Genomic DNA, 21,675 nt, shown 5'->3' with positions numbered 1-21,675 from the left:
GACTGCTGATTTCGGTCGGGCCAAACCCGAAAAGGTGCCAGATGAAAGATCCTGTTCGTATCGGTGCTCTCGTAGCAGCGCCAATTCTGTTGGCGCTGTTCGTCTATTTCCTATTTATCGATTCGCCTGCTCGCTACACTGCTGTCGGTTTTATGATCGCCTTCGCCGTACTAGCCACTCGCTTGCGCGACTTGAAGAACCTGAATTTCGGCACGACCGGCATTAAAGCGGAACTGGAACAGAAACTGGCAGAAGCGCAGGCGACCGTCACACAGTTGCAACGGATAGCCGAGCTATTTGGGAAAATCAGTGTCGAGCAGATTTCGATGAGCAACCGAATGCTCGGTCTATCCTCGGAGAAAAAGCGCGAGTTCATATCCAACATCGACAAGGAACTGAGGGCCATTGGCATTCCTGACGAACGCGTGAAGGATGCAATTTCCTCGCAACGAGCCTTCGACACTTACGATTACTATTGGTGGGTTTCTAAGGCGGTTCCGGCAAATCCATCGCAGAGCGAACTTGAGGCGTTCACGAATTTCCGTCAGGAATTTCCACACGTGGATATCGGCTCGACCCCTTCGCCGTCAGAAGTCTCGGCATATCTGGCGCGTTGCGGCATTACGCAAGGTGAAGGCATCGAGCGGCTGAAAGACTGGAAACATTACGAGGAAACTGGCCAACATCGTCGCGTGAAACTGTGGGATGCACGACACGATCTGTGAGTGCTGAAATTCTCAGAATTTTATCAATTTGTTGCGCGCCACTTGAATTAGGTCGTGGTGACGATTTAACTATTTGAGCCATATTGCGATTGCGGCGAGCTTGACGAAACCCATGCAGTTGACGAGCAGCTTGTCGTATCGGGTTGCGACGCGTCGAAACTGTTTGAGCTTGCCGAAGAAGCGCTCAATGCGATTGCGCTCCTTGTAGAGGTCGGCGTCGTAGCAGCGCTGGACTTTTCGGTTACGCTTTGGCGGGATGACGAGCTGCGTTCGGCTTTGCGCAATCCTGTCGCACAGATGATCGGCATCATAGCCTTTGTCAGCAAGAGCCGCACCGGCCTCGAAACCGTCGATGAGGTCGTGGGCAAAGGCGATGTCGTTGCGATGTCCGGGAGAGCCGATCAATCGGATGGGAAGGCCGAGTGCTTCTGTCGCGGCATGGATTTTGGTGCTCAATCCACCGCGAGACCGACCCAGGCCCTGGGCATCCGCCCCCCTTTTTCCTTGCGCGCGCCGGCGGCATGCTGATGTGCCCGCACGATGGTACTGTCGATCATCAGCCATTCGAGGTCGGCTTCGCGTGCCAGAACCGACAACATCTCGTCGAGAACACCCATCTCGATCCAGCGGTAATAGCGCCGCTTCACCGAGCGATAGTCGCCAAGCCGCTCGGGCAGATCTCGCCAGCGACCGCCCGAACGCGCCATCCACAAAAGCGCCTCCAGAAATGTGCGATTATCCGTGCGTGGACCGCGCTTGCCTTTGGTCCCACCCGGCACAAAGCCCCTGATACGTTCCCATTGATCATCTCGAAGTGCGTCGCAATCCATCACCGACCTCCAAAAGTCAGTGTTGAATCTGATTTGCACCAGCCTGGGAATCCCTAACCGTTAAATCGTCACTACGCCCTAGGACAACTCGCATCGGGGCGAAGGGCTCCATCCAATCAGGGCTCACTCCCGTCCGCGCAAACGGCCGCCAAGGACATCGGCCCGCGCAAGGGTCTCGGCCGCGTGACGATGCAAGTCTTCGTCCGGGACCATCACACGATGATCGCAGCAACCGTCCAACGTGACGTTGATGGGATACCGAAGGGGTCGCATGCGATAAGTTTGCCACGGTCACGGTTGGGTTGGAGGTTTCTGCCTTCCGGTCGACCCGGTATGCTGGATGGGCATGGCTATGAGGGATCATTCTCCCAAAGTGAAGTTGAGACCGGCTGTAACCATGCGCGTCAGCCTAGCAGCGCGGTGATCATCCGTTGTGACCCGGAAGGATCCTCGAGCACGGGGGTTAGATCACTCACCTGGTCCAGGGCGCCGACGACTGGAAGTTCTTTGACCAAGGGGTCCCGTATCCCTTTGAGGGTTGCCTCGACCAAGTCGCCGGCATTGATCGTCGTGAAGGGGCGTTCGAAGTATGGACCAATGACCGGCTCGACCTTGCCGCCGATGCCGTCCGCCAGTTGGCGACGTGCCAGCACAAGATAGGCCGAAGCGAGTGCCTCTCCGCGCTCCTGCCATCCTTCGGCCAGCAAGACCCGCTGCAACAGCGGTGACAGGGTTTCAGCCAGCGTCAGTTTTCCGAACGCACTGCCAAACCACTTCGCGTACGGCGCATAGCGGCGGTCGAGCAGAAAAGCCATACGCATAATGTCACGCACGAGCCGGCTCGCAACCACGCGGGACCCCAGATCATCGCCGACCTGTCCTGCTCGGCCAACAAAGGCCTGCTCCTCGGCAATACGCCGCCACTGACAGGCGATTTTGTAAAGCCACACGTCGTCAGGGAAATAGGCCAGTGCCGTCCGGGCGCGTGTCAACCGTTTGTCGTCATCGTGGAAAACGGCGCCTGCCGTGAAGGCGAGCAGCCGCTGTTCGGCGAAGCCCAGCCACAGCAAGGGAGCAAGGTTGTCGGCGGACCGAACGGCCAGAAGCCGTTCCAGCGTGGCCTCAAGGGTGTGGAATTCGAGGCCATGCTCAATCGCGCCTGCCGCCTCCAGGCCATTTGCAGGAGGATGTGGGCGGCTCCGCCAGCCGATAGGTTCACCAAGGTAGCTGGTGGGCGCCGCCTGCGTGAACTCAACGACCAACCGTCGGGCATGGTCGTTGAATCCATCGGTGCACAAGAAGACGTGGACCCGAGGACCCCAGTTGTGATCCCTGGAAACCTCGTCGTCTAAACCAAGCAGCTCCGATCCAAATCCGATCAACGCCGCTGAACGTGGGAGTTCCGGTGCAACACTGGTCAACCAGGGCCTGACAATATCCGCGTAGAAGCGACGCGACAACTCAATCCCCTGCATGACCTCTCCTCCGTTCAGGCCGCACATGATCCTTTGCGGACACTGCGAAGTGCAGCATCAAGACCCGCAGGCTCAAGGGTTTTCGTCAATTCGTTTTCGCAGGATATCGGGCGTTTCGGCAACCCGTCAGCCTGTTGACAACCTTGGTTGAGCTGGGGGTTTTGTGATTCATTGGGACATGTTGAATAAACCTGCTCCCGAACAGACAACAATCGAGATGGTGATGCTTGCTTCATGGCGATCTCCTTGCGGTCAAGGCAATCGCAACAAGGGCTGTAAGCGACAATTATGTGATATCAGCGATTATACGCTGGCTTTCGTTCCGATAAACCAAACGATGCAGGAGGTCGCGATGCGCTCAGCGCCCCCCGCGATCGATCGAGTGCTGACAGCGCATATCGTTGTGAACGCTCGAAAAATCTGGCGATTCTGCCAGTGAGTTCACGGCGTGAACCCGTAGAACCGTAGAAGCGCAGACTCCACAAGTTTTGTTCCAGCAGCGAGCCCGACACCCCATGCGCCCGAGGCTGCTTTCCCGGCCATCTTCCCGATCCAAGCAGTTACTTTCGGGCCAAATTTTCCCGGCGCAACAATTTGCTTTTCTTCCCCTATTGCTCTTTCTATCTCGTCAAGATCACCAGGTTCTATTTTGGCTTCAGATAACGCGTTGCGGAGCTCAGCGACGGAGCCTGCCCCGTTCACAATTGAAATCGTGGACTTCTCGGCAACACCCACCAAGTTGGCTTGGCCGTTTATAGTCGTATTGAAAATCTGAGATAGGTTTTCTTTCATTCCCCGGTCCGTCGTTGTCATACCAGCCACGTCCCCAGCAGTTGGATAGGTTTTGGCCAGTTTCAGAGTGAAATCGAGTACGCGCGTTTTGACTATATCGGGGATGGCGAGTGCAGCCATAGCCGAGATCTCACCCCAAAACTGCAGGCATTGATAGTCTTCAAACACCTTGTCGTGAAGAAACATAGCCATATTGTCGTAATTAACACGCAAGGCACCACTTTCACTCATGCCGCGCCTATCATCGAGCGTGCTTATTGCTCCTCGAAACTGATAGATCTCAATATTCGGTCGCTTTGAAACTTTTCCCACAATATGCTGTGGGATCGGCGCATTTGTAATTTGCCGCCCAAACGAGGCAACGAAGTTGCCCTTGAAGTTCATCGACAATCGGCGGTAATCAGGCACCTCTTCACTCTCAGGATAGCCGTTTAGTTCGTGCCTGACCCAATCCTCTAGCAGAAGACTTTCGATGCGCGATGCCAACAAAAGGCATTTGCGGAGCAGCGATGAAGTAGTGCTCGCTTGATCGACGGCATCATTCTGAATTTCGTGCAGAAGTCCCATTGATTCCTCACAATGCCCAAATGGCAGAAAAAACTTAGCAGACAGAGGAACATATCGCCTGCTTACTGCAACCGCATTGTCCCCTTCTTCCTATGCCGCTGCCGTCAGTCTCTCACCAGCGATCCTGTATGAGATCGCTTCGGCGAGATGGATGCGGCCGACCGTCGGCTTGCCGTCGAGATCGGCAAGGGTGCGGGCGACCTTCAGCACGCGGTGGTAACCGCGGGCGGAGAATTTCATCTTTTCGGCGGCGTCGCGCAGCAACTGCAGGCCGCTGGCATCGGGCTCGGCCAGTTTCTCGATCATCGCGGTGGAGCAGCGGGCATTGGTGCCGATGCCCTTTGCGCCGGTGCTTTCGAAGCGCTCCTGCTGGATCTCCCGGGCGCGGGCGACGCGGCGGGCGACGTCGGCGCTGGTTTCGGCCGCCATCGGCCGGATGAGATCGGCGGCAGAGACGGCAGGGACGTCGATGCGGATATCAATGCGGTCCATCAGCGGGCCGGAGATGCGGGCCTGGTAATCGCTCATGCAGCGCGGGCCGCGGGCGCAGGTATGACCGGGCTCACCCGCCATGCCGCAGCGGCAAGGGTTCATCGCCGCGATCAGCTGGAATTTCGCCGGATAGGAGACGCGGTGATTGGCGCGCGCAATGACGCATTCGCCGCCTTCGAGCGGCTGGCGCAGCGCATCGAGCGCCTGCGGCGTGAATTCGGGAAACTCGTCGAGAAAGAGCACGCCGTGATGGGCAAGCGAGGCTTCGCCGGGACGGGCGCGCAGGCCGCCGCCGACGAGGGCCGCCATGGTGGCGGAATGATGCGGGGTGCGGAAGGGCCGGCGATCCGAAAGCTTGCCGCCGGAGAGTTGGCCGGCGATGGAATGGACCATCGACACCTCCAGCAGCTCGGCGGGCGAAAGCGGCGGCAGGATCGATGGCAGCCTGGCCGCCAGCATCGACTTGCCGGAGCCGGGAGGACCGACCATCAGCAGATTATGGCCGCCGGCGGCCGCCACTTCGAGCGCGCGCTTGGCGCTTTCCTGGCCCTTGATCTCGGCAAGGTCCGGCAGGTTTGCGGCATTGGCGCGGATCGACGCTTCCGGCCTGGACAGGACCTGAGTGCCGCGGAAATGATTGGCAAGGGCGATCAGGCTGCGGGGGGCGAGAATATCGACGTCGGCGCCTGCCCAGGCGGCTTCGGCACCGCTTTCGGCCGGGCAGATCAGCCCCTTGCCGAGCGCATTGGCGCCGATCGCGGCCGGCAGCGCGCCTGATATGGCGGCGATCGTTCCATCGAGGTTGAGTTCGCCGACAACGACAAAATCCGACAGTGCATCGGCGGGAATGGCGCCGAGGGCGGCCATCAGGGCAAGCGCGATCGGCAGATCGAAATGCGAGCCTTCCTTCGGCAGATCGGCCGGCGCCAGATTGACCGTCACGCGCTTGGCCGGCAGCGCCAGGCCGGAGGCGTGGAGGGCCGCCTGCACGCGCTCGCGGCTTTCGGCAACAGCCTTGTCAGGCAGGCCGACGATCTGCATGCCGACCTTTCCGGGCGCGACCATGACCTGGACCTCGACCGGCACACCTTCGATGCCCTGAAATGCAACCGTACTGACACGCGCGACCATCAACCCATCCCCTTGCCGCAAATTTTATAGCCCGCCCTGCGGCCTTTATTCGATACTTGTCGTGGTCCCCAGAACCGCTACGCACTTTTGGGCGACATGCATCAAGGCCAACGGTTGCAATTTGGCATGGACGCAGGAATAAAACAAGAACAATCAAAGAACGTAGTCAGGCACCCGCTGTGACCTTGGTTGTGTTCGGTCGCGGGACCAGAACGGTCAGCGGCGGCTGGCTCAGCCGCGCTTGCGCTCGATCGCATCCCAAAGCAGGCTCGCGATATCGGCGCCGCCGAATTTCTTGACCTCGCGGATGCCGGTGGGCGAGGTGACGTTGATCTCGGTCATGTAATCGCCGATCACATCGATGCCGACGAGCAGGAAGCCGCGTTCCCTCAGCGCCGGACCGATGCGGGCGCAGATTTCCTGTTCGCGCGGCGTCAGTTCGGTCGCCTCGGCGCGGCCACCGACATGCATGTTGGAGCGGCTGTCGTGTTCGGCCGGAACGCGGTTGATGGCGCCGGCGAATTCGCCGTCGACCAGGATGATGCGTTTGTCGCCCTTGCGCACGTCGGGCAGATATTGCTGAGCAATGAAGGGCTCGCGGAAAAGCTGGCCGAACATTTCCAGCAGCGAGGAGAGATTGCGGTCGTCGCGGGTCGAATGGAAGACGCCGGCGCCGCCATTGCCGTAAAGCGGCTTCAGGATGATATCGCCCATTTCATCGCGGAAGCGGCGGATCTCGGCGGCATCCTTGGTGATCAGCGTCTTCGGCATCAGGTCGGAGAATTCGGTGACGAAGATCTTCTCCGGCGAATTGCGCACCCAGGCCGGATCGTTGACGACGAGCGTCTTCGGGTGGATGCGCTCGAGCAGATGCGTCGAGGTGATATAGGCCATGTCGAAGGGCGGGTCCTGGCGCAGCAGCACGACATCCATGGTGGAGAGATCGACGCGCTCGGGCGCGCCAAGCTCGAAGTGATCGCCCTTGACGTCGCGCAGCACCATCGGCTCGACGCTGGCATAGAGCTTGCCGTCGCGAAAGCTCAGGCGCTCGGGGGTATAGTGGAAGAGCTTGTAGCCGCGCACTTGGGCTTCCAGGCTCATCGCGAAGGTGGAATCGCCTGCGATATTGATGCCGGCGACATGGTCCATCTGGACCGCTACATTGGTGATCTTGGCCATTTCCATCCCTCGCTGAATGCCGGACAGATGTAGGTCGGCCAGATATCAAACGCAACGGTCAATCAAGGGCTTCCGGTCGCAGTTTTCAGGCAGCGATGCCCTGGTTGCCGTTGTTGCGCAGCATGTTGCGGAGACGGTAAGCGATCGCCAAGGGCTTCGGGAAGGGCTTGCGCAGGAAGGCGACCTTGCGGACGTAATTGTCGACCCGCCAGCTTGCCCAGGTTCCTCCAGCGAAAAAGGCGACGTCGCCGGCGCAGAGCGTTCGTTCGGTGCCGTCCTCGGCCGTGATATGGACCTCGCCTTCGAGGATCATCACCGTCTCGTCCCAGCCGAAATACCAGCGGAATTCGCCCGCCGTGCAATCCCAGATCGCCGTCAGCGAGGCCTCGTCATGGCCGCGCGAATGTTCGGCGGTGCGGGCCTGCGGATTGCCGCTGACGATCCAGTCCGGATTGATCGGCGTGGATTTCAGCGGCAGCAGATCGCTCGAGTGCGCGACGAAGGACTTTCCGGCCGGCTTCGCCACCGCATAAGGCACCGAGCGCGCGGCCATGGCGACCGCACTTGCAAACATCAGCTTCCAGGCCATTAAACAACCCCCAATTGTTATCCCTACCGAGTCGATAGCAGAGAGTCGTAAGGACCTGGTTCAAGTGGGGAATAAAAGTTTAACGATCCGGAAATCCGATGGGGCGAAAGGAGGTCAGAAAGCATCAATAAAATGCCGCGGCAGCCGGCCGGGCATGATCGCGACGATATCATAGCGCTGGGAAAGGCGGGCCTGATCCCTCTGGCGGGCGAGCCAGAGATCGCTTGCCGCTCGTATGCGCTTCTGCGCGATGACAGAGACGGCATCGACCGCCGCGGCCTCGCCATGGCGGGCCTTGACCTCGACGAAGACGGCGAGATCGCCCTTGCGGGCGATGATATCGATCTCGCCGAGCCGGGTGCGGTGGCGCAGCGCCAGGATGCGGTAGCCCTTCAGCATCAGGAAGGCAGCCGCGGCATATTCCGACATGCGGCCCCGGCGCAGCGCCTTCCTTCTGATCGCGGTGAGATCACTATCGCCCATCGGCGTTCTTGATCTCCAGCAGCCGCTGATAGAGCACCTTGCGCGGCAGGCCGGTGAGGCGGGCGGCCTCGGTCGCGGCGCCGGCCGTCGGCATCGACTTCGACAGGTCGGCCAGCATGGCTTCGACATCGGCCTCATCGGTCTCGACCGGCTCCGGCGGGCCGATCACCAGGACGATCTCGCCCTTGACGTTTTCCACCTGCTGATAATGGGCGGCAAGGTCGGCAAGCGAGCCGCGACGGAACTCCTCATAGGTCTTGGTCAGCTCGCGGCAGACGGAGGCGGGCCGAGCGCCGCCCAGCACATCCGCGGCGGCCAGAAGCGTTGCGCCGATGCGATGCGGCGATTCAAAGAAGATCAGCGTTGCGGGTGCTGCGGCAAGTTCACCCAGACGGTCGCGACGGGCCTTGTCCTTGGCCGGCAGGAAACCGGCGAAAAGGAAGGCATCGTTCGGCAGGCCGGAGCCGACAAGGGCTGCGAGCGGCGCGGAGGCGCCGGGAATGGGAATGACGCGGTAACCTGCCGCTATCGCCTGCTGCGCCAGCCGATAGCCGGGATCGGAGACCAGCGGTGTGCCGGCATCGGAAACCAGCGCCACCGAGCGGCCGGCTTCGAGCGCCTGCAGCAGCCTTGGGCCGGCCTCATCGGCATTGTGCTCGTGATAGGCGAAGGGACGGTTCTGGATGCCATAGCGGTCGAGCAGCACGCGGGTGACGCGTGTATCCTCGCAGGCAAGCACGTCGGCGCCGGCCAGCGTTTCGAGCGCCCGCAGGGTGATATCGCCGAGATTGCCGATCGGGGTGGCGACGAGATAGAGCGCCGGCTCCAGCGGCCGCGCCGGCACCGTTGCATTGTGCAGGCGGAAGCTTCGCCGGCTGGCGGCGTCCGCTGTCGTTTCCTCATTCATGCCATTTGCTTTCGTCCCGCCGGCTCGTCGCCGGCATCGAAGCCTTTATGGGCGAGCCGCATCGCTTCGGCAAGGGTTCGGATTTCTGTGAGCATTGCTCTGGAAAACCGCAAATGCAGGGGTGCCGGCGTCCATGCCTCTTGCAAAGCAATGCTGAAGTCTGCCATTTTGCCCGTCCACTCCCCCGGCCTCAAGCCGGGACAGCATTCTTCGGGTGCTCGACGCGCCCGGACAGTCACGGTCGAAAGCGGTAGCATCCCATGCGTATTACTATTGAGCGGTCAAACCTGTTGAAATCGCTGAACCACGTCCACCGCGTGGTCGAACGTCGCAACACGATCCCGATCCTGTCCAACGTATTGCTCAAGGCCGACGGCCAGAAGCTCGACATGAAGGCGACCGACCTCGACCTCGAAATCACCGAGGCGACGCCTGCTAGCGTCGAGCAGCCCGGCGCCACCACCGTTCCCGCGCATCTTCTCTACGACATCGTGCGCAAGCTTTCCGACGGCTCGGAAGTGCTGCTTGCCACCAGCACCGATGGCGGCTCGATGACCGTGCAATCCGGCCGCTCGAAATTCTCGCTGCAGTGCCTGCCGGAATCGGACTTTCCGGATCTCACAGCCGGCACCTTCACGCATTCCTTCAAGCTGAAGGCGACCGATCTGAAGATGCTGATCGACCGCACCCAGTTTGCGATCTCGACGGAAGAGACGCGTTATTATTTGAACGGCATCTTCTTCCACACGATCGAGAGCAATGGCCAACTGAAACTCAGGGCGGTTGCGACCGACGGCCACCGGCTGGCGCGCGCCGACGTCGATGCGCCCTCCGGCTCCGAAGGCATGCCCGGCATCATCATTCCGCGCAAGACGGTCGGCGAGTTGCAGAAGCTGGTCGACAATCCCGAAACGATGGTGACCGTCGAGGTCTCCGACGCCAAGATCCGGCTGACGATCGGCTCGATCGTCATGACCTCGAAACTGATCGACGGCACCTTCCCGGATTATCAGCGCGTCATCCCGACGGGCAACGACAAGGAAATGCGCGTCGATTGCACGAGTTTCGCACAGGCTGTCGACCGCGTCTCGACCATCTCCTCCGAGCGCGGACGCGCCGTCAAGCTGGCGCTTTCCGAAGGGCAGCTGATGCTGACCGTCAACAACCCCGATTCCGGCAGCGCGACGGAAGAAGTCGCGGTCGGCTACGACACGGATGCGATGGAAATCGGCTTCAACGCCAAATACTTGCTCGACATAACCGCCCAGCTTTCCGGCGAGGAAGCGATCTTCCTGCTTGCAGATGCCGGCTCGCCGACGCTGATCCGCGACACGGCGGGCGACGATGCGCTTTACGTGCTGATGCCGATGCGCGTCTGAGCGGAACGAAGGCGCCTAGTTTCCGTTTTTCCTCCTGTCAAAATGGAGGATCCCATGAGCAAAAAGACGGGAGCGGTGCGCATCGGCATATCTGGCTGGACCTATGCGCCCTGGCGCGGCCAATTCTATCCGAAGGACCTGCCGCAGAAGCAGGAACTTTCCTATGCCGCCCGGCACTTCCGGTCGATCGAGATTAACGGCACCTTCTACGGATTGCAGCGGCCCGAAAGCTTCGGCCGCTGGCGCGACGAGACGCCGGAGGATTTCGTCTTCGCGGTCAAGGGACCGCGCTTCATCACCCATATGCTGCGGCTGCAGGATATCCAGACGGCGCTCGCCAATTTTCTCGCCTCCGGCGTTTTGCGGCTCGGTCCCAAGCTCGGACCGATCCTCTGGCAATTCCCGCCGAACATGGTCTTCGACCCATCGCTTTTTGAAAGCTTTTTGTCGCTGCTGCCGCACACCCGCGACGCGGCGATAGCGCTGGCGAAACGGCACGACTGGCATATCAAGGGACCGGCCTGGCTTACATGCGACGGGCATCAGCCGATCCGGCATGCGCTGGAGATCCGCCACGAGAGCTTCCGCTCACCCGCCTTCATCGAGATGCTCAGGCGGCACAAGGTCGCTCTCGTCTGCGCCGATACGGTGAAATGGCCGCTGCTGATGGATATCACCGCCGATTTCATCTACTGCCGCCTGCATGGCTCCGAAAAGCTCTATGTCAGCGGCTACGAGGACGAAGCGCTCGACATTTGGGCGCAACGTATCCGCGCCTGGGCAAGCGGTGGAGAGCCTGAGCATGCGACGCGGGTGCTTGCCCCTGTCCCGGCGCGCGCCAAGGGCCGCGACGTCTATCTCTATTTCGACAATACCGATGTGAAGCTGCGCGCGCCTGTTGATGCCGATCATTTGAGCCAAAGGCTTGCCGATCTCATGCCCGGTTCAGCGCCGAAAGCCGCATGAACTGTTGACGCCGATGTCCCTGTTGCGAAAATCCTTGTCCCTTAAGCGACAAGCGGCATATTAAGGCATTCGATCAACATGCGGATGGGTGGAGAATGAGCTTACGGGTCAAGGTGAAGGAACGGTTCGGGAAGAGGTTCGACGACGAGATCCGCTTCTTCAGGGGCATGATGCAGGGGCCGAAGACGGTGGGCTCGATCGTGCCGACGTCCTCGATCACCGCCAAGCGCATGGCAAGCGTCGTCGATATCCATTCCGGGCTGCCGGTGCTCGAACTCGGACCGGGCACGGGCGCCATCACCAAGGCCATTCTCGGCCGCGGCGTTCGTCCGGAAAATCTCGTTGCAATCGAATATTCGACGGATTTTCATAAACATCTGCAGCGGACCTATCCCGGCGTCCACTTCATCAACGGCGACGCTTTCGATCTTCAGACCACCCTTGGCAATTTCAGTGGTCTCACCTTCGATTCCGTCGTCTCGGGCATTCCGCTTCTGAATTTCCCGATGGCGAAGCGCATCTCGCTGCTCGAAAGCCTGCTCGATCGACTGCCGGCCGGCCGGCCGATGGTACAGATTTCCTATGGCGCGATCTCGCCGATCGCCGCCAATCCCGACCGCTACCATATCCAGCATTTCGACTTCGTCATGCGCAATATTCCGCCGGCGCAGCTCTGGATCTATAAGCGCGGCTGAGATGTTCGGGATCTACATCACCCATCCGCAGGTCAGGATCGACGCCAACGTGCCCGTGCCGAAATGGGGGCTTTCCGATGTCGGCGCAGCGCGCGCGCGCAAAGCAGCCGAGAGCGGCTGGGCGAGGCAATTGCGGCGCATCGTCTCCAGCGACGAGACGAAGGCGATCGAAACGGCCGAAATCCTGGCGGAAGCTTCCGGCGTGACCGTCGAGATCGTCCGTGCCATGCACGAAAACGACCGCTCGGCCACCGGCTTCCTGCCGCCGCCGCAATTCGAAGAAGCAGCAAACCGGTTCTTTGCCCATCCGGAACAGAGCTTCAAAGGCTGGGAGCGCGCCGTCGATGCGCAGGCCCGCATCGTCGAGGCCGTGAACGCCGTTCTTGCCACGCATGATGCGACGGCGCCGATCGCCTTTGTCGGCCATGGCGGCGTGGGCACGCTGCTCAAATGCCATCTGGTGGGCCGGCCGATCTCCCGCGACCGCGACCAGCCGGGCGGCGGCGGCAATCTCTATGCTTTCGGCCTTGCGGATCGCCGCTTATCATGCGACTGGACACCCATCGAAGACTGGCAGGGGTGACCTCAGATGGACGCACGCGAGCGGTTGATCGTCGGCCTGGATGTTCCAACGATCGGCGAGGCGGAAAGACTGGTTTCCACGCTCGGCGACGACATTCTCTTCTACAAGATCGGCTATCAGCTGGTCTTTGCCGGCGGCCTGGAATTCGCCCGCGATCTTGCCGCTAGCGGCAAGAAGATCTTTCTCGACATGAAGCTGCTGGACATCGACAACACCGTTGCCTCCGGCGTCGAGAACATCGCCAAGATGGGCATGTCGATGCTGACGTTGCATGCCTATCCGAAGGCGATGAAGGCGGCGGTCGAGGCCGCGACCGGCTCCGGCCTCTGCCTGCTCGGCGTCACCGTGTTGACCTCGATGGATGCCGATGACCTTGCCGAGGCCGGCTACAGCCAGGATCCGCACAGCCTGGTGCTGCGCCGCGCCGAACAGGCGCGCGCGGCCGGCATGGGCGGTATCGTCTGCTCGGCGGAGGAAGCGGCTGGGGTGCGCGAGATCGTCGGACCCGACATGGCGATCGTCACCCCCGGCATTCGCCCCGATGGCAGCGACAAGGGCGACCAGAAGCGGGTGATGACGCCTTTCGACGCACTGAAGGCGGGGGCGACGCATCTCGTCGTCGGCCGGCCTGTCGTCAAGGCGCCGGATCCCCGAGATGCCGCCCGCGCGATCCTCAGCGAAATGGTGAGCGCGCTCTGGCCGGCAAATCGCTAACCAGATTCAACGACAATAGGGAGAAGACTATGGCTAAAGGATACTGGATCGCCCGCGTCGACGTTCGCGATGCCGAGCGCTACAAGGATTACGTGACGGCGGCCAAGCCGGCCTTCGAAAAATATGGCGCGAATTTTCTGGCGCGCGGCGGTGCCTTCACCGAACTCGAGGGCAAGGCGCGCGTCCGCAACGTGGTGATCGAATTTCCCTCGATGCAGCATGCGGTCGACTGCTATAATTCGCCGGAATACCAGATCGCCGCGAAAATCCGCCAGGAAGTCGCGGATGCGGAAATGGTCGTCGTCGAGGGCGTCTAGAGCGCGGTCATATCCTAAAAAACTGACGGCGTGATGGGCCTTCCCGTCGCGCCGGGATTCGGCTAAGACGGAGCCAATCAAGCATTCCGCAAAGCCTTTCGAGGAGCCTGCCATGACCCTTGCCAACCTGCCGCCGCTCGTCACCGTGTTCGGAGGGTCCGGCTTCGTGGGCAGGCACGTGGTTCGGGCGCTGGCCAAGCGCGGCTATAACATCCGCGTCGCCGTGCGCCGTCCCGATCTCGCCTTCTTCCTGCAGCCGCTCGGCAATGTCGGCCAGATCTCCTTCGTGCAGGCGAACCTGCGCTATCGCAGCTCGATCGACCGCGCCGTCGACGGTGCGAGCCACGTCGTCAACTGCGTCGGCATTCTGCACGAGACCGGCCGCAACACCTTCGACGCCGTGCAGGAATTCGGCGGTCGTGCGATTGCCGAGGCGGCGCGCGGCGCAGGTGCGACGCTGACGCATATTTCGGCGATCGGCGCCGACGCGAAGTCCGATTCGGACTATGGCCGCACCAAGGGCCGCGCCGAAACGGCCATCCTCTCGGTCAAGCCCGATGCAGTGATCTTCCGTCCGTCGATCGTCTTCGGACCGGAGGACAGCTTCTTCAACAAGTTTGCCGAGATGGCGCGCATGTCGCCGATCCTGCCGCTCGTCGGCGGCGGCAAGACGAAATTCCAGCCTGTCTATGTCGAGGATGTCGCCGAGGCCGTCGCCCGCGCCGTCGACGGCAAGGTCGCCGGCGGCAAGGTCTATGAGCTTGGCGGGCCTGAGGTGCTGAGCTTCCGCGAATGTATCGAGACGATGCTGAAGGTAACGTGCCGCAAGAACCGGCTGGTATCCCTGCCCTTCGGCATCGCTTCGATGATCGGCAGCATCGCTTCGCTGGTCCCCTTCATAACGCCGCCGATCACGCCGGATCAGGTGCGCCTGCTGAAGCGCGACAACATCGTGTCCCGGGAAGCCGAGGCGGAAGGCCGCACGCTGAAGGGCCTCGGCATTGCGCCCACCATGGTGGCATCGGTGCTCGGCTCCTATCTCGTGCACTATCGTCCGCACGGCCAGTACACCGGCACCGGCAAGGCCGCCTAAGACTTTTCCAGACGATGAGGCTTTTCCAGCCGATGAAACTTGGCCGTCTGCGGATGCCGCGGGCGGCCTTTTGGCCTTGCCGTGTCCTGCAAAGCCCGGCGCAAGTTTGAAGTGTTCTGGTGCTCGGCATATTCAGCGGCGTTGCATAAAAGACGCATCGGAATTTTTGTGGAATTAACGCCAAATTTAGCAGGAACGTTTATTGCTATTTGTCATTCCACTGACTACCAAACCCGCGCGTCTTCCAACGGACTCAACGCCTGCGAAAAGCGTGCGGCAATCACTGTGAAAGGCATTTCTCGATGGGCAAGTCAATCGCGCTCCTGTTTGCGTGTGCGGCGCTGGTTATCCTTGCAGGCTCTTTCGTTGCGCCCGGTTCGGTCGCGGCAGTAAAGGGCGATTGCTCGCCGGCCTACGGCGTCGATCCTTGCTCGACGGCTTCGATCATCCATTGACGAAAGGCCGGCCCTGCGCCGGCATTCTGCTCCCAGCAAGCAGTCATCGGAACGCCTGAAATAGCGCGTTCACAATGAACGCTCAACCCTGCCTGCTTCAAGCGGCGGCGGGCTCTTATCCTCTCAATATCGCCTATCTGAAAGATTGGCGGCTTCTGCCGGCAACAGAGTGTCTGTTCGGAGTCCGACGGGGCATTTGCATTCGCGCCGGGAGTTGCGCGAATGCAATGCAGGACGATGTCTCAGGCAATCAAGCCGGTCGCGGCCATGCCGAGCAGCAAAACACCGAGAATGATGCGGTAGATTGCAAACAGCGTAAACCGGTTGCTCCTGATATAGGCCAGCAGCCATTTGACGGCGATGAAGGCGACGATCGTGGACACGACGAAGGCAATGCCGAGCGCCGTCCAGTCTTCACCTGCCGCTCCGCCATCCCTGAACGTCTTCAGCAATTCATAGCCGCTTGCGGCGTACATTGTGGGAATGCCGACGAGAAAGGCGAATTCGGTCGCCGCAGCGCGGTTGCCCGTGCCTGCCAGCATGGCAACGAAGATCGTGGCGCCGGAGCGCGAGGTTCCCGGGAAGACGCCGGCAACGATCTGGGCGATGCCGACCAGGATGGCGACAAGCCAGGTGATCTCTTTATGGGGCGGCCTGCGGGCGGCGGCCCACTCGGCAAAGATCATCCAGATACCGCCGATGATGAGCGCCCAGGCAATCGGTGTTGCGGTCTCCGGCAGTTCAAAGCCGAGCCTCTTGACGACAAGTCCGAGAATGGCGGTGATGAGAAAGGCAGCGATCAGCTTGGCGGCATAATCACGATTGATCGGGTCGCGCCAGCCGAGCACCAGATCCACCAGACGACGCCAGTAAATGATGGTGACGGCGAGGATGGCGCCTGCCTGAATGACGATGTTGAACATGTCCGACCGGTGGCCGAGCCATTGCTCCGCAATGATGAGATGGCCGGTGCTCGAGATCGGCAGAAACTCGGTGATCCCCTCTATGATACCGAGAATGATAGCACTTATATAATCCATACATTGTCTCCGGTTTAAAGTTCGGCCGGGCCTGAACGCTTGGGTCGATCAGGCCGCCGTTTCTAATCATTCGTTAGACCGTGTTTCGCCATTGTCAGATGGCGTAAAATCCGATTCGCTTGTATTGGCGGGGCCAAGCTCCTATAGCTTCAACCAATGAGTCATGACTAGGGCGCTATAATCGAGCTGCCACACAGTCCTGTAACAGCAATCACAAAGCCCGAGTATCGATGCCCACGCTTTATCATCATCCCATGTCATCCGCATCTCGCTTCGTCCGGCTGATCCTGGCGGAATACGGCTATCAGGCGGATCTGATCGAGGAGCAGACATGGGAGAAACGCCGGGATTTCCTGGCGCTCAATCCGGCCGGCACGCTGCCGGTTTATGTCGACGACAGCATGCGCGCGCTCTGCGGCGCGAGCGTTATTTCCGAATATCTGGACGAAACGCATGGCGTCTTGAAGCGCGACCGGCGGCTGCTCGCCGAAGACCCTTTCCAGCGAGCGGAAATCCGCCGGCTGACCGAATGGTTCATGCAGAAGATGGAAAACGACGTGACCAAACCGCTCGCGCGCGAGCGTGTCTATAAGTTGCAGATGACCGCCGATCAGGGCGGCGGAGCACCGGATTCGAAGGTTTTGCGCACGGCACGCGCGAATATCCGCCAGCATATGCGCTATCTCACCTGGCTTGCCGGCTCGCGTCAGTGGCTGGCGGGTGAGCGGATGAGCTATGCCGACCTTGCCGCCGCGGCCTCGATCTCGATCCTCGATTATCTCGGCGAGATCGAGTGGGCGGATTCGCCCGTCGTCAAGGACTGGTACCAGCGGCTGAAGTCGCGTCCCTCCTTCCGGCCGATGCTGACCGAGCGCGTACGCGGCCTGACACCGGTTTCACACTATGCCGATCTGGATTTCTGACGAGGGCTCTTCATGCCCGAACCTGACAATGATGACAAAGAGCGCCGCCGCCGCGACAATTTGACCGAGTTTGTCCGGGCGGAATCTGCCGCCAAGGGCTTCGATCTCTGCCGCATCACGCGCCCGGATGCGATCCCTGAAGCCAAGGAGCGTCTCGGCCAGTTCATCGATGCCGGGCGCCACGGGACGATGGGCTGGATGGCGGAGACGCGCGACCGGCGCGGCGATCCCCGCACGCTCTGGAGCGAGGTGCGCTCCGTCGTCGTCTTCGGCCTCAATTACGCCCCGGATGAAGATCCCCGCGCTATCCTCGACAAGCCGGACAAGGCAGCGATTTCGGTCTATGCCCGCAACCGCGATTATCACGACGTCATCAAGGGCCGGCTGAAGGAGATCGCCACGCGCTTCGCGGCGCGGGCGGGCGCCGATGTGAAGGTCTTCGTCGATACGGCGCCGGTGATGGAGAAACCGCTGGCGGAGGCAGCCGGGCTCGGCTGGCAGGGCAAACACACCAATCTCGTCAGCCGCGTTCATGGCTCCTGGCTGTTCCTCGGCACGATGTTCACCACCGCCGATCTTGCCGTCGACGCGTCGGAGACCGATCATTGCGGCTCCTGCCGAGCCTGCCTCGACATCTGTCCGACGGCTGCCTTTCCGGCGCCTTACCAGATCGATGCGCGGCGCTGCATCTCCTATCTGACCATCGAGCACAAGGGGCCGATCGATGCCGATTTGCGCGTGCTGATCGGCAACCGCATCTATGGCTGCGACGACTGTCTTGCCGCCTGTCCCTGGAACAAGTTCGCAAGCTCCGCCTCCGAGATGAAGCTCAAGGCGCGGGAAGATCTGAAGGAGCCGTCGATCGCCTTTCTGCTGACGCTCGACGATGCCGCCTTCCGCACCTTCTTCAGCGGCTCGCCGGTGAAGCGGATCGGCCGCGACCGTTTCGTCCGCAACGTGCTGATCGCCGCCGGCAATTCCGGCGACAAAGCGCTCATCGGGCCATGTCGCGGGCTTTCGGAGGATCCCTCGCCCGTGGTGCGCGGCATGGCGGTCTGGGCGCTCTCGCGGCTGATGGAGGCTGGCGAATTTGCGGCCTTTGCCGCACAAAGGGCGGACGAGAGCGATGACGACGTATTGAACGAATGGCGATTGGCGGGAGTGGGCTGATGCATGTGATGATCTTTGGCTGCGGTTATTCCGGCACGGCAATCGCCAAGGCCTTTGCCGGCGACGGCGTGCGGGTTTCCGGCACCACGCGCTCGCCTGACAAAGTGGAAGTCCTCCGCGAATACGGCATCGAAGCATTCCTTTTCGACGGACAGAGCATGGAAGAGGAACTGCGCCAGGCTTTGGAAGGCGTCACTCATCTGGTGCAGTCGATTGCCCCTGGAAAGGCCGACCCGTTGCTACGGCTGCTCGGTAAAGACGGCGCACGTCTGCTGCCGAAGCTCGAATGGATCGGCTACCTCTCCACCGTCGGCGTCTATGGCGATCACCAGGGCGCCTGGGTGGACGAGGAAACGCCGTGCCTGCCGGTTTCCGGGCGGTCGACCGAGCGGCTCGAGGCGGAAGAGGGCTGGTTGGCTATGGGCCGGGAGCGCAGCGTGCCGGCGGCGGTGCTTCGCCTTTCCGGCATCTATGGGCCGGGCCGCAACGCCTTCTGCAATCTGGACAAGGGCACGGCGCGACGGCTGATCAAGAAGGACCAGGTGTTCAACCGCATCCGCGTCGAGGATATTGGTGCGGCGACACGTTTCCTGTCGGAGCGCGGCCTCGGCGGCATCTATAATGTCACCGACGACCGGCCCGGCCCGCCGCAGGATGTGATCGTCGAGGCAGCCCGCCTGATGGGCGTCGAACCGCCGCCGGAACAGGCGTTCGAGACCGCGGAACTGACGCCGATGGCGCGCACTTTCTACGGCGAGAACAAGCGGGTTTCGAATGCGAAACTGAAGGCTGCCGGCTTCGAATTCTCCTTCCCGAACTATCCTATGTCGCTTGCGCAATTGTGGCAGGATGGCCGCTGGCGTGGGGAGTAGAACTCAGTCCTGTTTGCGACGGATACGCTCACCCAAAATGAGTAGGAAATTCCTACTTTCCCGCTTTGGCCGGACAATTTTCGCCGCATCTTATGGTTAACGGCCTTTGAATTTGCCCAAATGTGGCAGTAAATATGGCGAAATCGAAAAAATATTTTCGCGATTTTCGTGACGCGATGGCGTTAACCATCCCTTCGGAAAATTCGTTCGGATTTTAGCTGATTCTATTAGCTTTTTTCCACGTTTGGCGACGGCGCGCATTCCTGAAATCTCGTCATCACACTCACGAATGTTGCAGATTGTAATATTCCGTGAATTGCTGCGGCACTTTTTCGCCACTTTTTCACAGATTTAAGCCCCGCCACCCTGCAAGGGCGTGAGTTCAATAGTTGAGGGATACTCTGTTGTGAAGAAAATACGTCGTTCTATTATCGCCGCTGTAACTATTGCAGCCTGTTCTTCCATGCTTCCGGCGGAAGGTTTTGCTGGCAATGGCTGTGGCGGTGCTTCATGGTACGCACTTCGCTCCAAAACTGCTTCCGGGGAACGTATGAATCCAGCCATCTTGACTGCCGCACATCGTTCACTTGCTTTCGGCACCAAGGTGAAGGTCACCAACCGCAACAATGGCCGCACCGTCGTCGTTCGTATCAACGATCGTGGTCCGTTCATCCGTGGTCGTGTGATCGACCTGTCGCGCGCCGCCGCCCAGAATATCGGCATGGTGAGCTCCGGCACTGCGAAGGTCTGCTACCAGGTCGTCAGCTGAGGTCAGCACTGACTGCGCCGGAAGCGGCGCTTGCTCTTGCCGTCAATCGCGGTTACCACCCGGTTGAGACTTGTGAACAATCCGCTGCGTGACACTCGCGTTTGCGCTGATCGTTCCCACGCCACGGCAACAGGAGACATGTGAATGCGTCTGGGCGGCCGCCTCGAAGGGGCGATTTCTGTGCTCGCGGACATCGATGCCCGCAAGCGGCCCGTCGCCGACGCGCTGAAGGACTGGGGCCTCGCGCACCGCTTCGCCGGTTCCGGCGATCGTGCTGCGATCGGCAACATCGTCTATGACGCACTGCGCATGCGGCTTTCCCACGCCTGGCTGATGGATGACGACAGTGCTGCGGCCATTGCCCATGCCGTCATGTTCCGCCAATGGGGTTTCACGCCTGACAGTCTTGCCACTGAGCTGGCGGATGACAAGTTTGCGCCGGCGCCGCTTTCAGCCGACGCCGTCTCTGCCTTTCAAAGCCGCTCGCTCGACGATGCGCCGCCGCATATTCGCGGCGATATTCCCGAATGGGTGCAATCCTCCTTCGAACAGGCCTTCGGCGCCGGCTGGCTCGCCGAGGCACAGGCACTCGCCGCCCGCCCGACGCTCGATCTGCGCGCCAACCTGCTCAAAGCCTCCCGCGACAAGGTCGTCAGGGCGCTCGAAAGAGCCAACGCGCATGCAGCGAAGATCGCCCGCTACGGCATCCGGATTGCCGCCGGCGAAGGCGCCTCGCGTCTTCCCAACGTGACAGCCGAGCTTTCGTTCCAGAAAGGCTGGTTCGAAGTTCAGGACGAGGGATCGCAGATCGTCGCCGACCTGGTGCTCGCCCATGATGGCGAACAGGTTCTCGACTATTGCGCCGGCGGCGGCGGTAAGACGCTCGCCATGGCGGCGGCCATGCAGAACAAGGGACAGGTTCACGCCTATGACGCCGACCGCAAACGACTGGCGCCGATCATTGAGCGGCTGAAGCGGGCGGGCACACGCAATGTCCAGGTGCATGACGACGCCAGGGCGCTCTCCGCCCTTGCCGGACGCTGCGACAAGGTGCTGGTCGACGCGCCCTGCACCGGCACCGGCACGTGGCGCCGCCGCCCCGATACGAAGTGGCGGCTGACGGCGAAGAACCTCGACGAGCGCACCGCCCAGCAGCAGGACGCGCTGGCGCAGGCGAGCGGCTTCGTCAAATCAGGCGGCGATCTGATCTATGTCACCTGCTCGGTCCTGCCCCAGGAAAACGAGGAACAGGCGCGCCGCTTCACGGCTGACAATCCTGATTTTCAGATCGTCAGTGCCCTGCCCGCCTGGGAAGCCCTGTTCGGCAAGGATGCCCCGCGTCCGCATTCTTCCGACGGCCTGACGGTGACTTTGACACCCGCCTCCACCGATACCGACGGCTTCTTCTTCTGCCGTATGCAGCGCAAAGGCTGACGCGGTTTAGCGGAGGCCTACGCAGCTGCCGGTTTTCAAGCAAATGCCGTTCAAAAATGACCGGTTAGCCGTGCCTGTCTATTCTTAAAATCATT

General features: G+C 61.0%; 25 protein-coding genes. 14 read left to right on the top strand and 11 right to left on the bottom strand.

Features of this window, described 5'->3' with window-relative positions:
- The first annotated feature begins 41 nt into the window (after positions 1 to 41).
- The gene (locus RWK44_RS16035; RefSeq protein ID WP_316029091.1) at positions 42 to 725 is read left to right on the top strand and encodes a hypothetical protein; all 684 of its coding nucleotides are present in this window, start codon (positions 42 to 44) and stop codon (positions 723 to 725) included.
- Positions 726 to 794: 69 nt separating this feature from the next.
- On the opposite strand, the gene RWK44_RS16030 is transcribed toward RWK44_RS16035, so the two are convergent.
- The 10 genes from RWK44_RS16030 to RWK44_RS15985 all read right to left on the bottom strand — a co-directional run bounded on the left by RWK44_RS16030 (position 795) and on the right by RWK44_RS15985 (position 9,337).
- A protein-coding gene (locus RWK44_RS16030) for an IS5 family transposase (RefSeq protein WP_316029090.1) occupies positions 795 to 1,555 on the bottom strand; the annotation gives its coding sequence in 2 pieces (ribosomal slippage) (positions 795 to 1,216 and positions 1,216 to 1,555; 762 coding nt in all).
- Between the two features lie 404 nt (positions 1,556 to 1,959).
- On the bottom strand, positions 1,960 to 3,030 hold the full coding sequence (locus RWK44_RS16025) for a DUF4037 domain-containing protein (RefSeq protein ID WP_316029089.1): 1,071 nt from the start codon (positions 3,028 to 3,030) through the stop codon (positions 1,960 to 1,962).
- 14 nt (positions 3,031 to 3,044) lie between these two features.
- Positions 3,045 to 3,266, bottom strand: a complete 222-nt coding sequence (locus RWK44_RS16020) for a hypothetical protein (RefSeq protein WP_316029088.1) — start codon at positions 3,264 to 3,266, stop codon at positions 3,045 to 3,047.
- A gap of 205 nt (positions 3,267 to 3,471) precedes the next feature.
- Complete coding sequence (locus tag RWK44_RS16015; protein ID WP_316029087.1) at positions 3,472 to 4,389, bottom strand: AbiTii domain-containing protein; 918 nt, start codon at positions 4,387 to 4,389, stop codon at positions 3,472 to 3,474.
- A 90-nt stretch (positions 4,390 to 4,479) separates the two neighbouring features.
- The gene (locus RWK44_RS16010) at positions 4,480 to 6,012 is read right to left on the bottom strand and encodes a YifB family Mg chelatase-like AAA ATPase (RefSeq protein WP_316029086.1); all 1,533 of its coding nucleotides are present in this window, start codon (positions 6,010 to 6,012) and stop codon (positions 4,480 to 4,482) included.
- A gap of 231 nt (positions 6,013 to 6,243) precedes the next feature.
- Positions 6,244 to 7,191, bottom strand: coding sequence for a glutathione synthase (gene gshB, locus RWK44_RS16005; RefSeq protein WP_072639913.1), 948 nt, complete (start codon positions 7,189 to 7,191; stop codon positions 6,244 to 6,246).
- 85 nt (positions 7,192 to 7,276) lie between these two features.
- Entirely contained in the window at positions 7,277 to 7,780 is a 504-nt protein-coding gene (locus tag RWK44_RS16000) for a cupin domain-containing protein (RefSeq protein ID WP_132610889.1), read from the bottom strand.
- A gap of 114 nt (positions 7,781 to 7,894) precedes the next feature.
- Positions 7,895 to 8,263 (bottom strand): YraN family protein, encoded by a 369-nt coding sequence (locus RWK44_RS15995; protein WP_316029085.1) that lies wholly within the window; start codon positions 8,261 to 8,263, stop codon positions 7,895 to 7,897.
- On the bottom strand, positions 8,253 to 9,170 hold the full coding sequence (rsmI, locus tag RWK44_RS15990) for a 16S rRNA (cytidine(1402)-2'-O)-methyltransferase (RefSeq protein WP_221986046.1): 918 nt from the start codon (positions 9,168 to 9,170) through the stop codon (positions 8,253 to 8,255). Before rsmI ends, RWK44_RS15995 begins: the two co-directional genes overlap by 11 nt.
- Positions 9,167 to 9,337 (bottom strand): hypothetical protein, encoded by a 171-nt coding sequence (locus tag RWK44_RS15985; protein WP_165504064.1) that lies wholly within the window; start codon positions 9,335 to 9,337, stop codon positions 9,167 to 9,169. Before RWK44_RS15985 ends, rsmI begins: the two co-directional genes overlap by 4 nt.
- 93 nt (positions 9,338 to 9,430) lie before the next feature.
- Here RWK44_RS15985 and dnaN point away from each other — a divergent pair, with 93 nt between their 5' ends.
- The 8 genes from dnaN to RWK44_RS15945 all read left to right on the top strand — a co-directional run bounded on the left by dnaN (position 9,431) and on the right by RWK44_RS15945 (position 15,372).
- Positions 9,431 to 10,549, top strand: a complete 1,119-nt coding sequence (gene dnaN, locus RWK44_RS15980) for a DNA polymerase III subunit beta (RefSeq protein ID WP_163882322.1) — start codon at positions 9,431 to 9,433, stop codon at positions 10,547 to 10,549.
- 54 nt (positions 10,550 to 10,603) lie between these two features.
- A complete protein-coding gene (locus RWK44_RS15975) occupies positions 10,604 to 11,515 on the top strand; it encodes a DUF72 domain-containing protein (RefSeq protein ID WP_316029084.1) in 912 nt (303 codons plus the stop codon).
- 95 nt (positions 11,516 to 11,610) lie between these two features.
- Positions 11,611 to 12,210 carry a phospholipid N-methyltransferase PmtA gene (gene pmtA / locus RWK44_RS15970; RefSeq protein WP_163882319.1) on the top strand — a complete coding sequence of 200 codons (600 nt, stop codon included), beginning with the start codon at positions 11,611 to 11,613 and terminating at the stop codon, positions 12,208 to 12,210.
- A gap of 1 nt (position 12,211) precedes the next feature.
- Positions 12,212 to 12,793, top strand: a complete 582-nt coding sequence (locus tag RWK44_RS15965; protein WP_316029083.1) for a histidine phosphatase family protein — start codon at positions 12,212 to 12,214, stop codon at positions 12,791 to 12,793.
- A 6-nt stretch (positions 12,794 to 12,799) separates the two neighbouring features.
- Complete coding sequence (gene pyrF, locus RWK44_RS15960) at positions 12,800 to 13,507, top strand: orotidine-5'-phosphate decarboxylase (protein ID WP_316029082.1); 708 nt, start codon at positions 12,800 to 12,802, stop codon at positions 13,505 to 13,507.
- A 29-nt stretch (positions 13,508 to 13,536) separates the two neighbouring features.
- Positions 13,537 to 13,824, top strand: coding sequence for a DUF1330 domain-containing protein (locus RWK44_RS15955; RefSeq protein ID WP_017990037.1), 288 nt, complete (start codon positions 13,537 to 13,539; stop codon positions 13,822 to 13,824).
- Between the two features lie 112 nt (positions 13,825 to 13,936).
- Complete coding sequence (locus RWK44_RS15950) at positions 13,937 to 14,917, top strand: complex I NDUFA9 subunit family protein (RefSeq protein WP_168283976.1); 981 nt, start codon at positions 13,937 to 13,939, stop codon at positions 14,915 to 14,917.
- 302 nt (positions 14,918 to 15,219) lie between these two features.
- A complete protein-coding gene (locus RWK44_RS15945) occupies positions 15,220 to 15,372 on the top strand; it encodes a hypothetical protein (protein ID WP_003544729.1) in 153 nt (50 codons plus the stop codon).
- Between the two features lie 242 nt (positions 15,373 to 15,614).
- Here the strand turns inward: RWK44_RS15945 and RWK44_RS15940 are convergent, their stop codons facing one another.
- The gene (locus tag RWK44_RS15940) at positions 15,615 to 16,412 is read right to left on the bottom strand and encodes an undecaprenyl-diphosphate phosphatase (protein ID WP_168283977.1); all 798 of its coding nucleotides are present in this window, start codon (positions 16,410 to 16,412) and stop codon (positions 15,615 to 15,617) included.
- 230 nt (positions 16,413 to 16,642) lie between these two features.
- On the opposite strand from RWK44_RS15940, the gene RWK44_RS15935 reads away from it, so the two are divergent.
- The 5 genes from RWK44_RS15935 to RWK44_RS15915 all read left to right on the top strand — a co-directional run bounded on the left by RWK44_RS15935 (position 16,643) and on the right by RWK44_RS15915 (position 21,580).
- A complete protein-coding gene (locus RWK44_RS15935; RefSeq protein WP_003544722.1) occupies positions 16,643 to 17,335 on the top strand; it encodes a glutathione S-transferase family protein in 693 nt (230 codons plus the stop codon).
- A gap of 12 nt (positions 17,336 to 17,347) precedes the next feature.
- On the top strand, positions 17,348 to 18,505 hold the full coding sequence (gene queG / locus RWK44_RS15930) for a tRNA epoxyqueuosine(34) reductase QueG (RefSeq protein ID WP_221944650.1): 1,158 nt from the start codon (positions 17,348 to 17,350) through the stop codon (positions 18,503 to 18,505).
- Positions 18,505 to 19,377 carry an SDR family oxidoreductase gene (locus tag RWK44_RS15925; protein WP_221998497.1) on the top strand — a complete coding sequence of 291 codons (873 nt, stop codon included), beginning with the start codon at positions 18,505 to 18,507 and terminating at the stop codon, positions 19,375 to 19,377. Before queG ends, RWK44_RS15925 begins: the two co-directional genes overlap by 1 nt.
- Positions 19,378 to 19,783: 406 nt before the next feature.
- Entirely contained in the window at positions 19,784 to 20,146 is a 363-nt protein-coding gene (locus RWK44_RS15920; protein WP_018069989.1) for a septal ring lytic transglycosylase RlpA family protein, read from the top strand.
- Between the two features lie 144 nt (positions 20,147 to 20,290).
- Positions 20,291 to 21,580, top strand: a complete 1,290-nt coding sequence (locus RWK44_RS15915) for an RsmB/NOP family class I SAM-dependent RNA methyltransferase (RefSeq protein ID WP_168283979.1) — start codon at positions 20,291 to 20,293, stop codon at positions 21,578 to 21,580.
- Positions 21,581 to 21,675: the final 95 nt, after the last annotated feature.

The organism is Rhizobium sp. 25PS6 (genome assembly GCF_032464655.1).
Taxonomy (GTDB): Bacteria; Pseudomonadota; Alphaproteobacteria; order Rhizobiales; family Rhizobiaceae; genus Rhizobium; species Rhizobium laguerreae.
This window is presented reverse-complemented; position numbering and strand designations above follow the sequence as displayed.

What these genes read in the sequence shown, in the direction of transcription:
- pmtA (WP_163882319.1), top strand. Translation starts at nt 11,611, where the DNA reads ATGAGCTTACGGGTCAAGGTGAAGGAACGGTTCGGGAAGAGGTTCGAC.
- pyrF (WP_316029082.1), top strand. Translation starts at nt 12,800, where the DNA reads ATGGACGCACGCGAGCGGTTGATCGTCGGCCTGGATGTTCCAACGATC.
- RWK44_RS16025 (WP_316029089.1), bottom strand. Translation starts at nt 3,030, where the DNA reads ATGCAGGGGATTGAGTTGTCGCGTCGCTTCTACGCGGATATTGTCAGG.
- RWK44_RS15940 (WP_168283977.1), bottom strand. Translation starts at nt 16,412, where the DNA reads ATGGATTATATAAGTGCTATCATTCTCGGTATCATAGAGGGGATCACC.
- RWK44_RS15985 (WP_165504064.1), bottom strand. Translation starts at nt 9,337, where the DNA reads ATGGCAGACTTCAGCATTGCTTTGCAAGAGGCATGGACGCCGGCACCC.
- RWK44_RS16020 (WP_316029088.1), bottom strand. Translation starts at nt 3,266, where the DNA reads ATGAAGCAAGCATCACCATCTCGATTGTTGTCTGTTCGGGAGCAGGTT.
- RWK44_RS16010 (WP_316029086.1), bottom strand. Translation starts at nt 6,012, where the DNA reads ATGGTCGCGCGTGTCAGTACGGTTGCATTTCAGGGCATCGAAGGTGTG.
- RWK44_RS16035 (WP_316029091.1), top strand. Translation starts at nt 42, where the DNA reads ATGAAAGATCCTGTTCGTATCGGTGCTCTCGTAGCAGCGCCAATTCTG.
- RWK44_RS15925 (WP_221998497.1), top strand. Translation starts at nt 18,505, where the DNA reads ATGCATGTGATGATCTTTGGCTGCGGTTATTCCGGCACGGCAATCGCC.
- RWK44_RS15935 (WP_003544722.1), top strand. Translation starts at nt 16,643, where the DNA reads ATGCCCACGCTTTATCATCATCCCATGTCATCCGCATCTCGCTTCGTC.
- RWK44_RS15955 (WP_017990037.1), top strand. Translation starts at nt 13,537, where the DNA reads ATGGCTAAAGGATACTGGATCGCCCGCGTCGACGTTCGCGATGCCGAG.
- RWK44_RS15995 (WP_316029085.1), bottom strand. Translation starts at nt 8,263, where the DNA reads ATGGGCGATAGTGATCTCACCGCGATCAGAAGGAAGGCGCTGCGCCGG.
- RWK44_RS15975 (WP_316029084.1), top strand. Translation starts at nt 10,604, where the DNA reads ATGAGCAAAAAGACGGGAGCGGTGCGCATCGGCATATCTGGCTGGACC.
- RWK44_RS15965 (WP_316029083.1), top strand. Translation starts at nt 12,212, where the DNA reads ATGTTCGGGATCTACATCACCCATCCGCAGGTCAGGATCGACGCCAAC.
- queG (WP_221944650.1), top strand. Translation starts at nt 17,348, where the DNA reads ATGCCCGAACCTGACAATGATGACAAAGAGCGCCGCCGCCGCGACAAT.
- RWK44_RS15915 (WP_168283979.1), top strand. Translation starts at nt 20,291, where the DNA reads ATGCGTCTGGGCGGCCGCCTCGAAGGGGCGATTTCTGTGCTCGCGGAC.
- rsmI (WP_221986046.1), bottom strand. Translation starts at nt 9,170, where the DNA reads ATGAATGAGGAAACGACAGCGGACGCCGCCAGCCGGCGAAGCTTCCGC.
- RWK44_RS16000 (WP_132610889.1), bottom strand. Translation starts at nt 7,780, where the DNA reads ATGGCCTGGAAGCTGATGTTTGCAAGTGCGGTCGCCATGGCCGCGCGC.
- dnaN (WP_163882322.1), top strand. Translation starts at nt 9,431, where the DNA reads ATGCGTATTACTATTGAGCGGTCAAACCTGTTGAAATCGCTGAACCAC.
- RWK44_RS15950 (WP_168283976.1), top strand. Translation starts at nt 13,937, where the DNA reads ATGACCCTTGCCAACCTGCCGCCGCTCGTCACCGTGTTCGGAGGGTCC.
- RWK44_RS16015 (WP_316029087.1), bottom strand. Translation starts at nt 4,389, where the DNA reads ATGGGACTTCTGCACGAAATTCAGAATGATGCCGTCGATCAAGCGAGC.
- gshB (WP_072639913.1), bottom strand. Translation starts at nt 7,191, where the DNA reads ATGGCCAAGATCACCAATGTAGCGGTCCAGATGGACCATGTCGCCGGC.
- RWK44_RS15945 (WP_003544729.1), top strand. Translation starts at nt 15,220, where the DNA reads ATGGGCAAGTCAATCGCGCTCCTGTTTGCGTGTGCGGCGCTGGTTATC.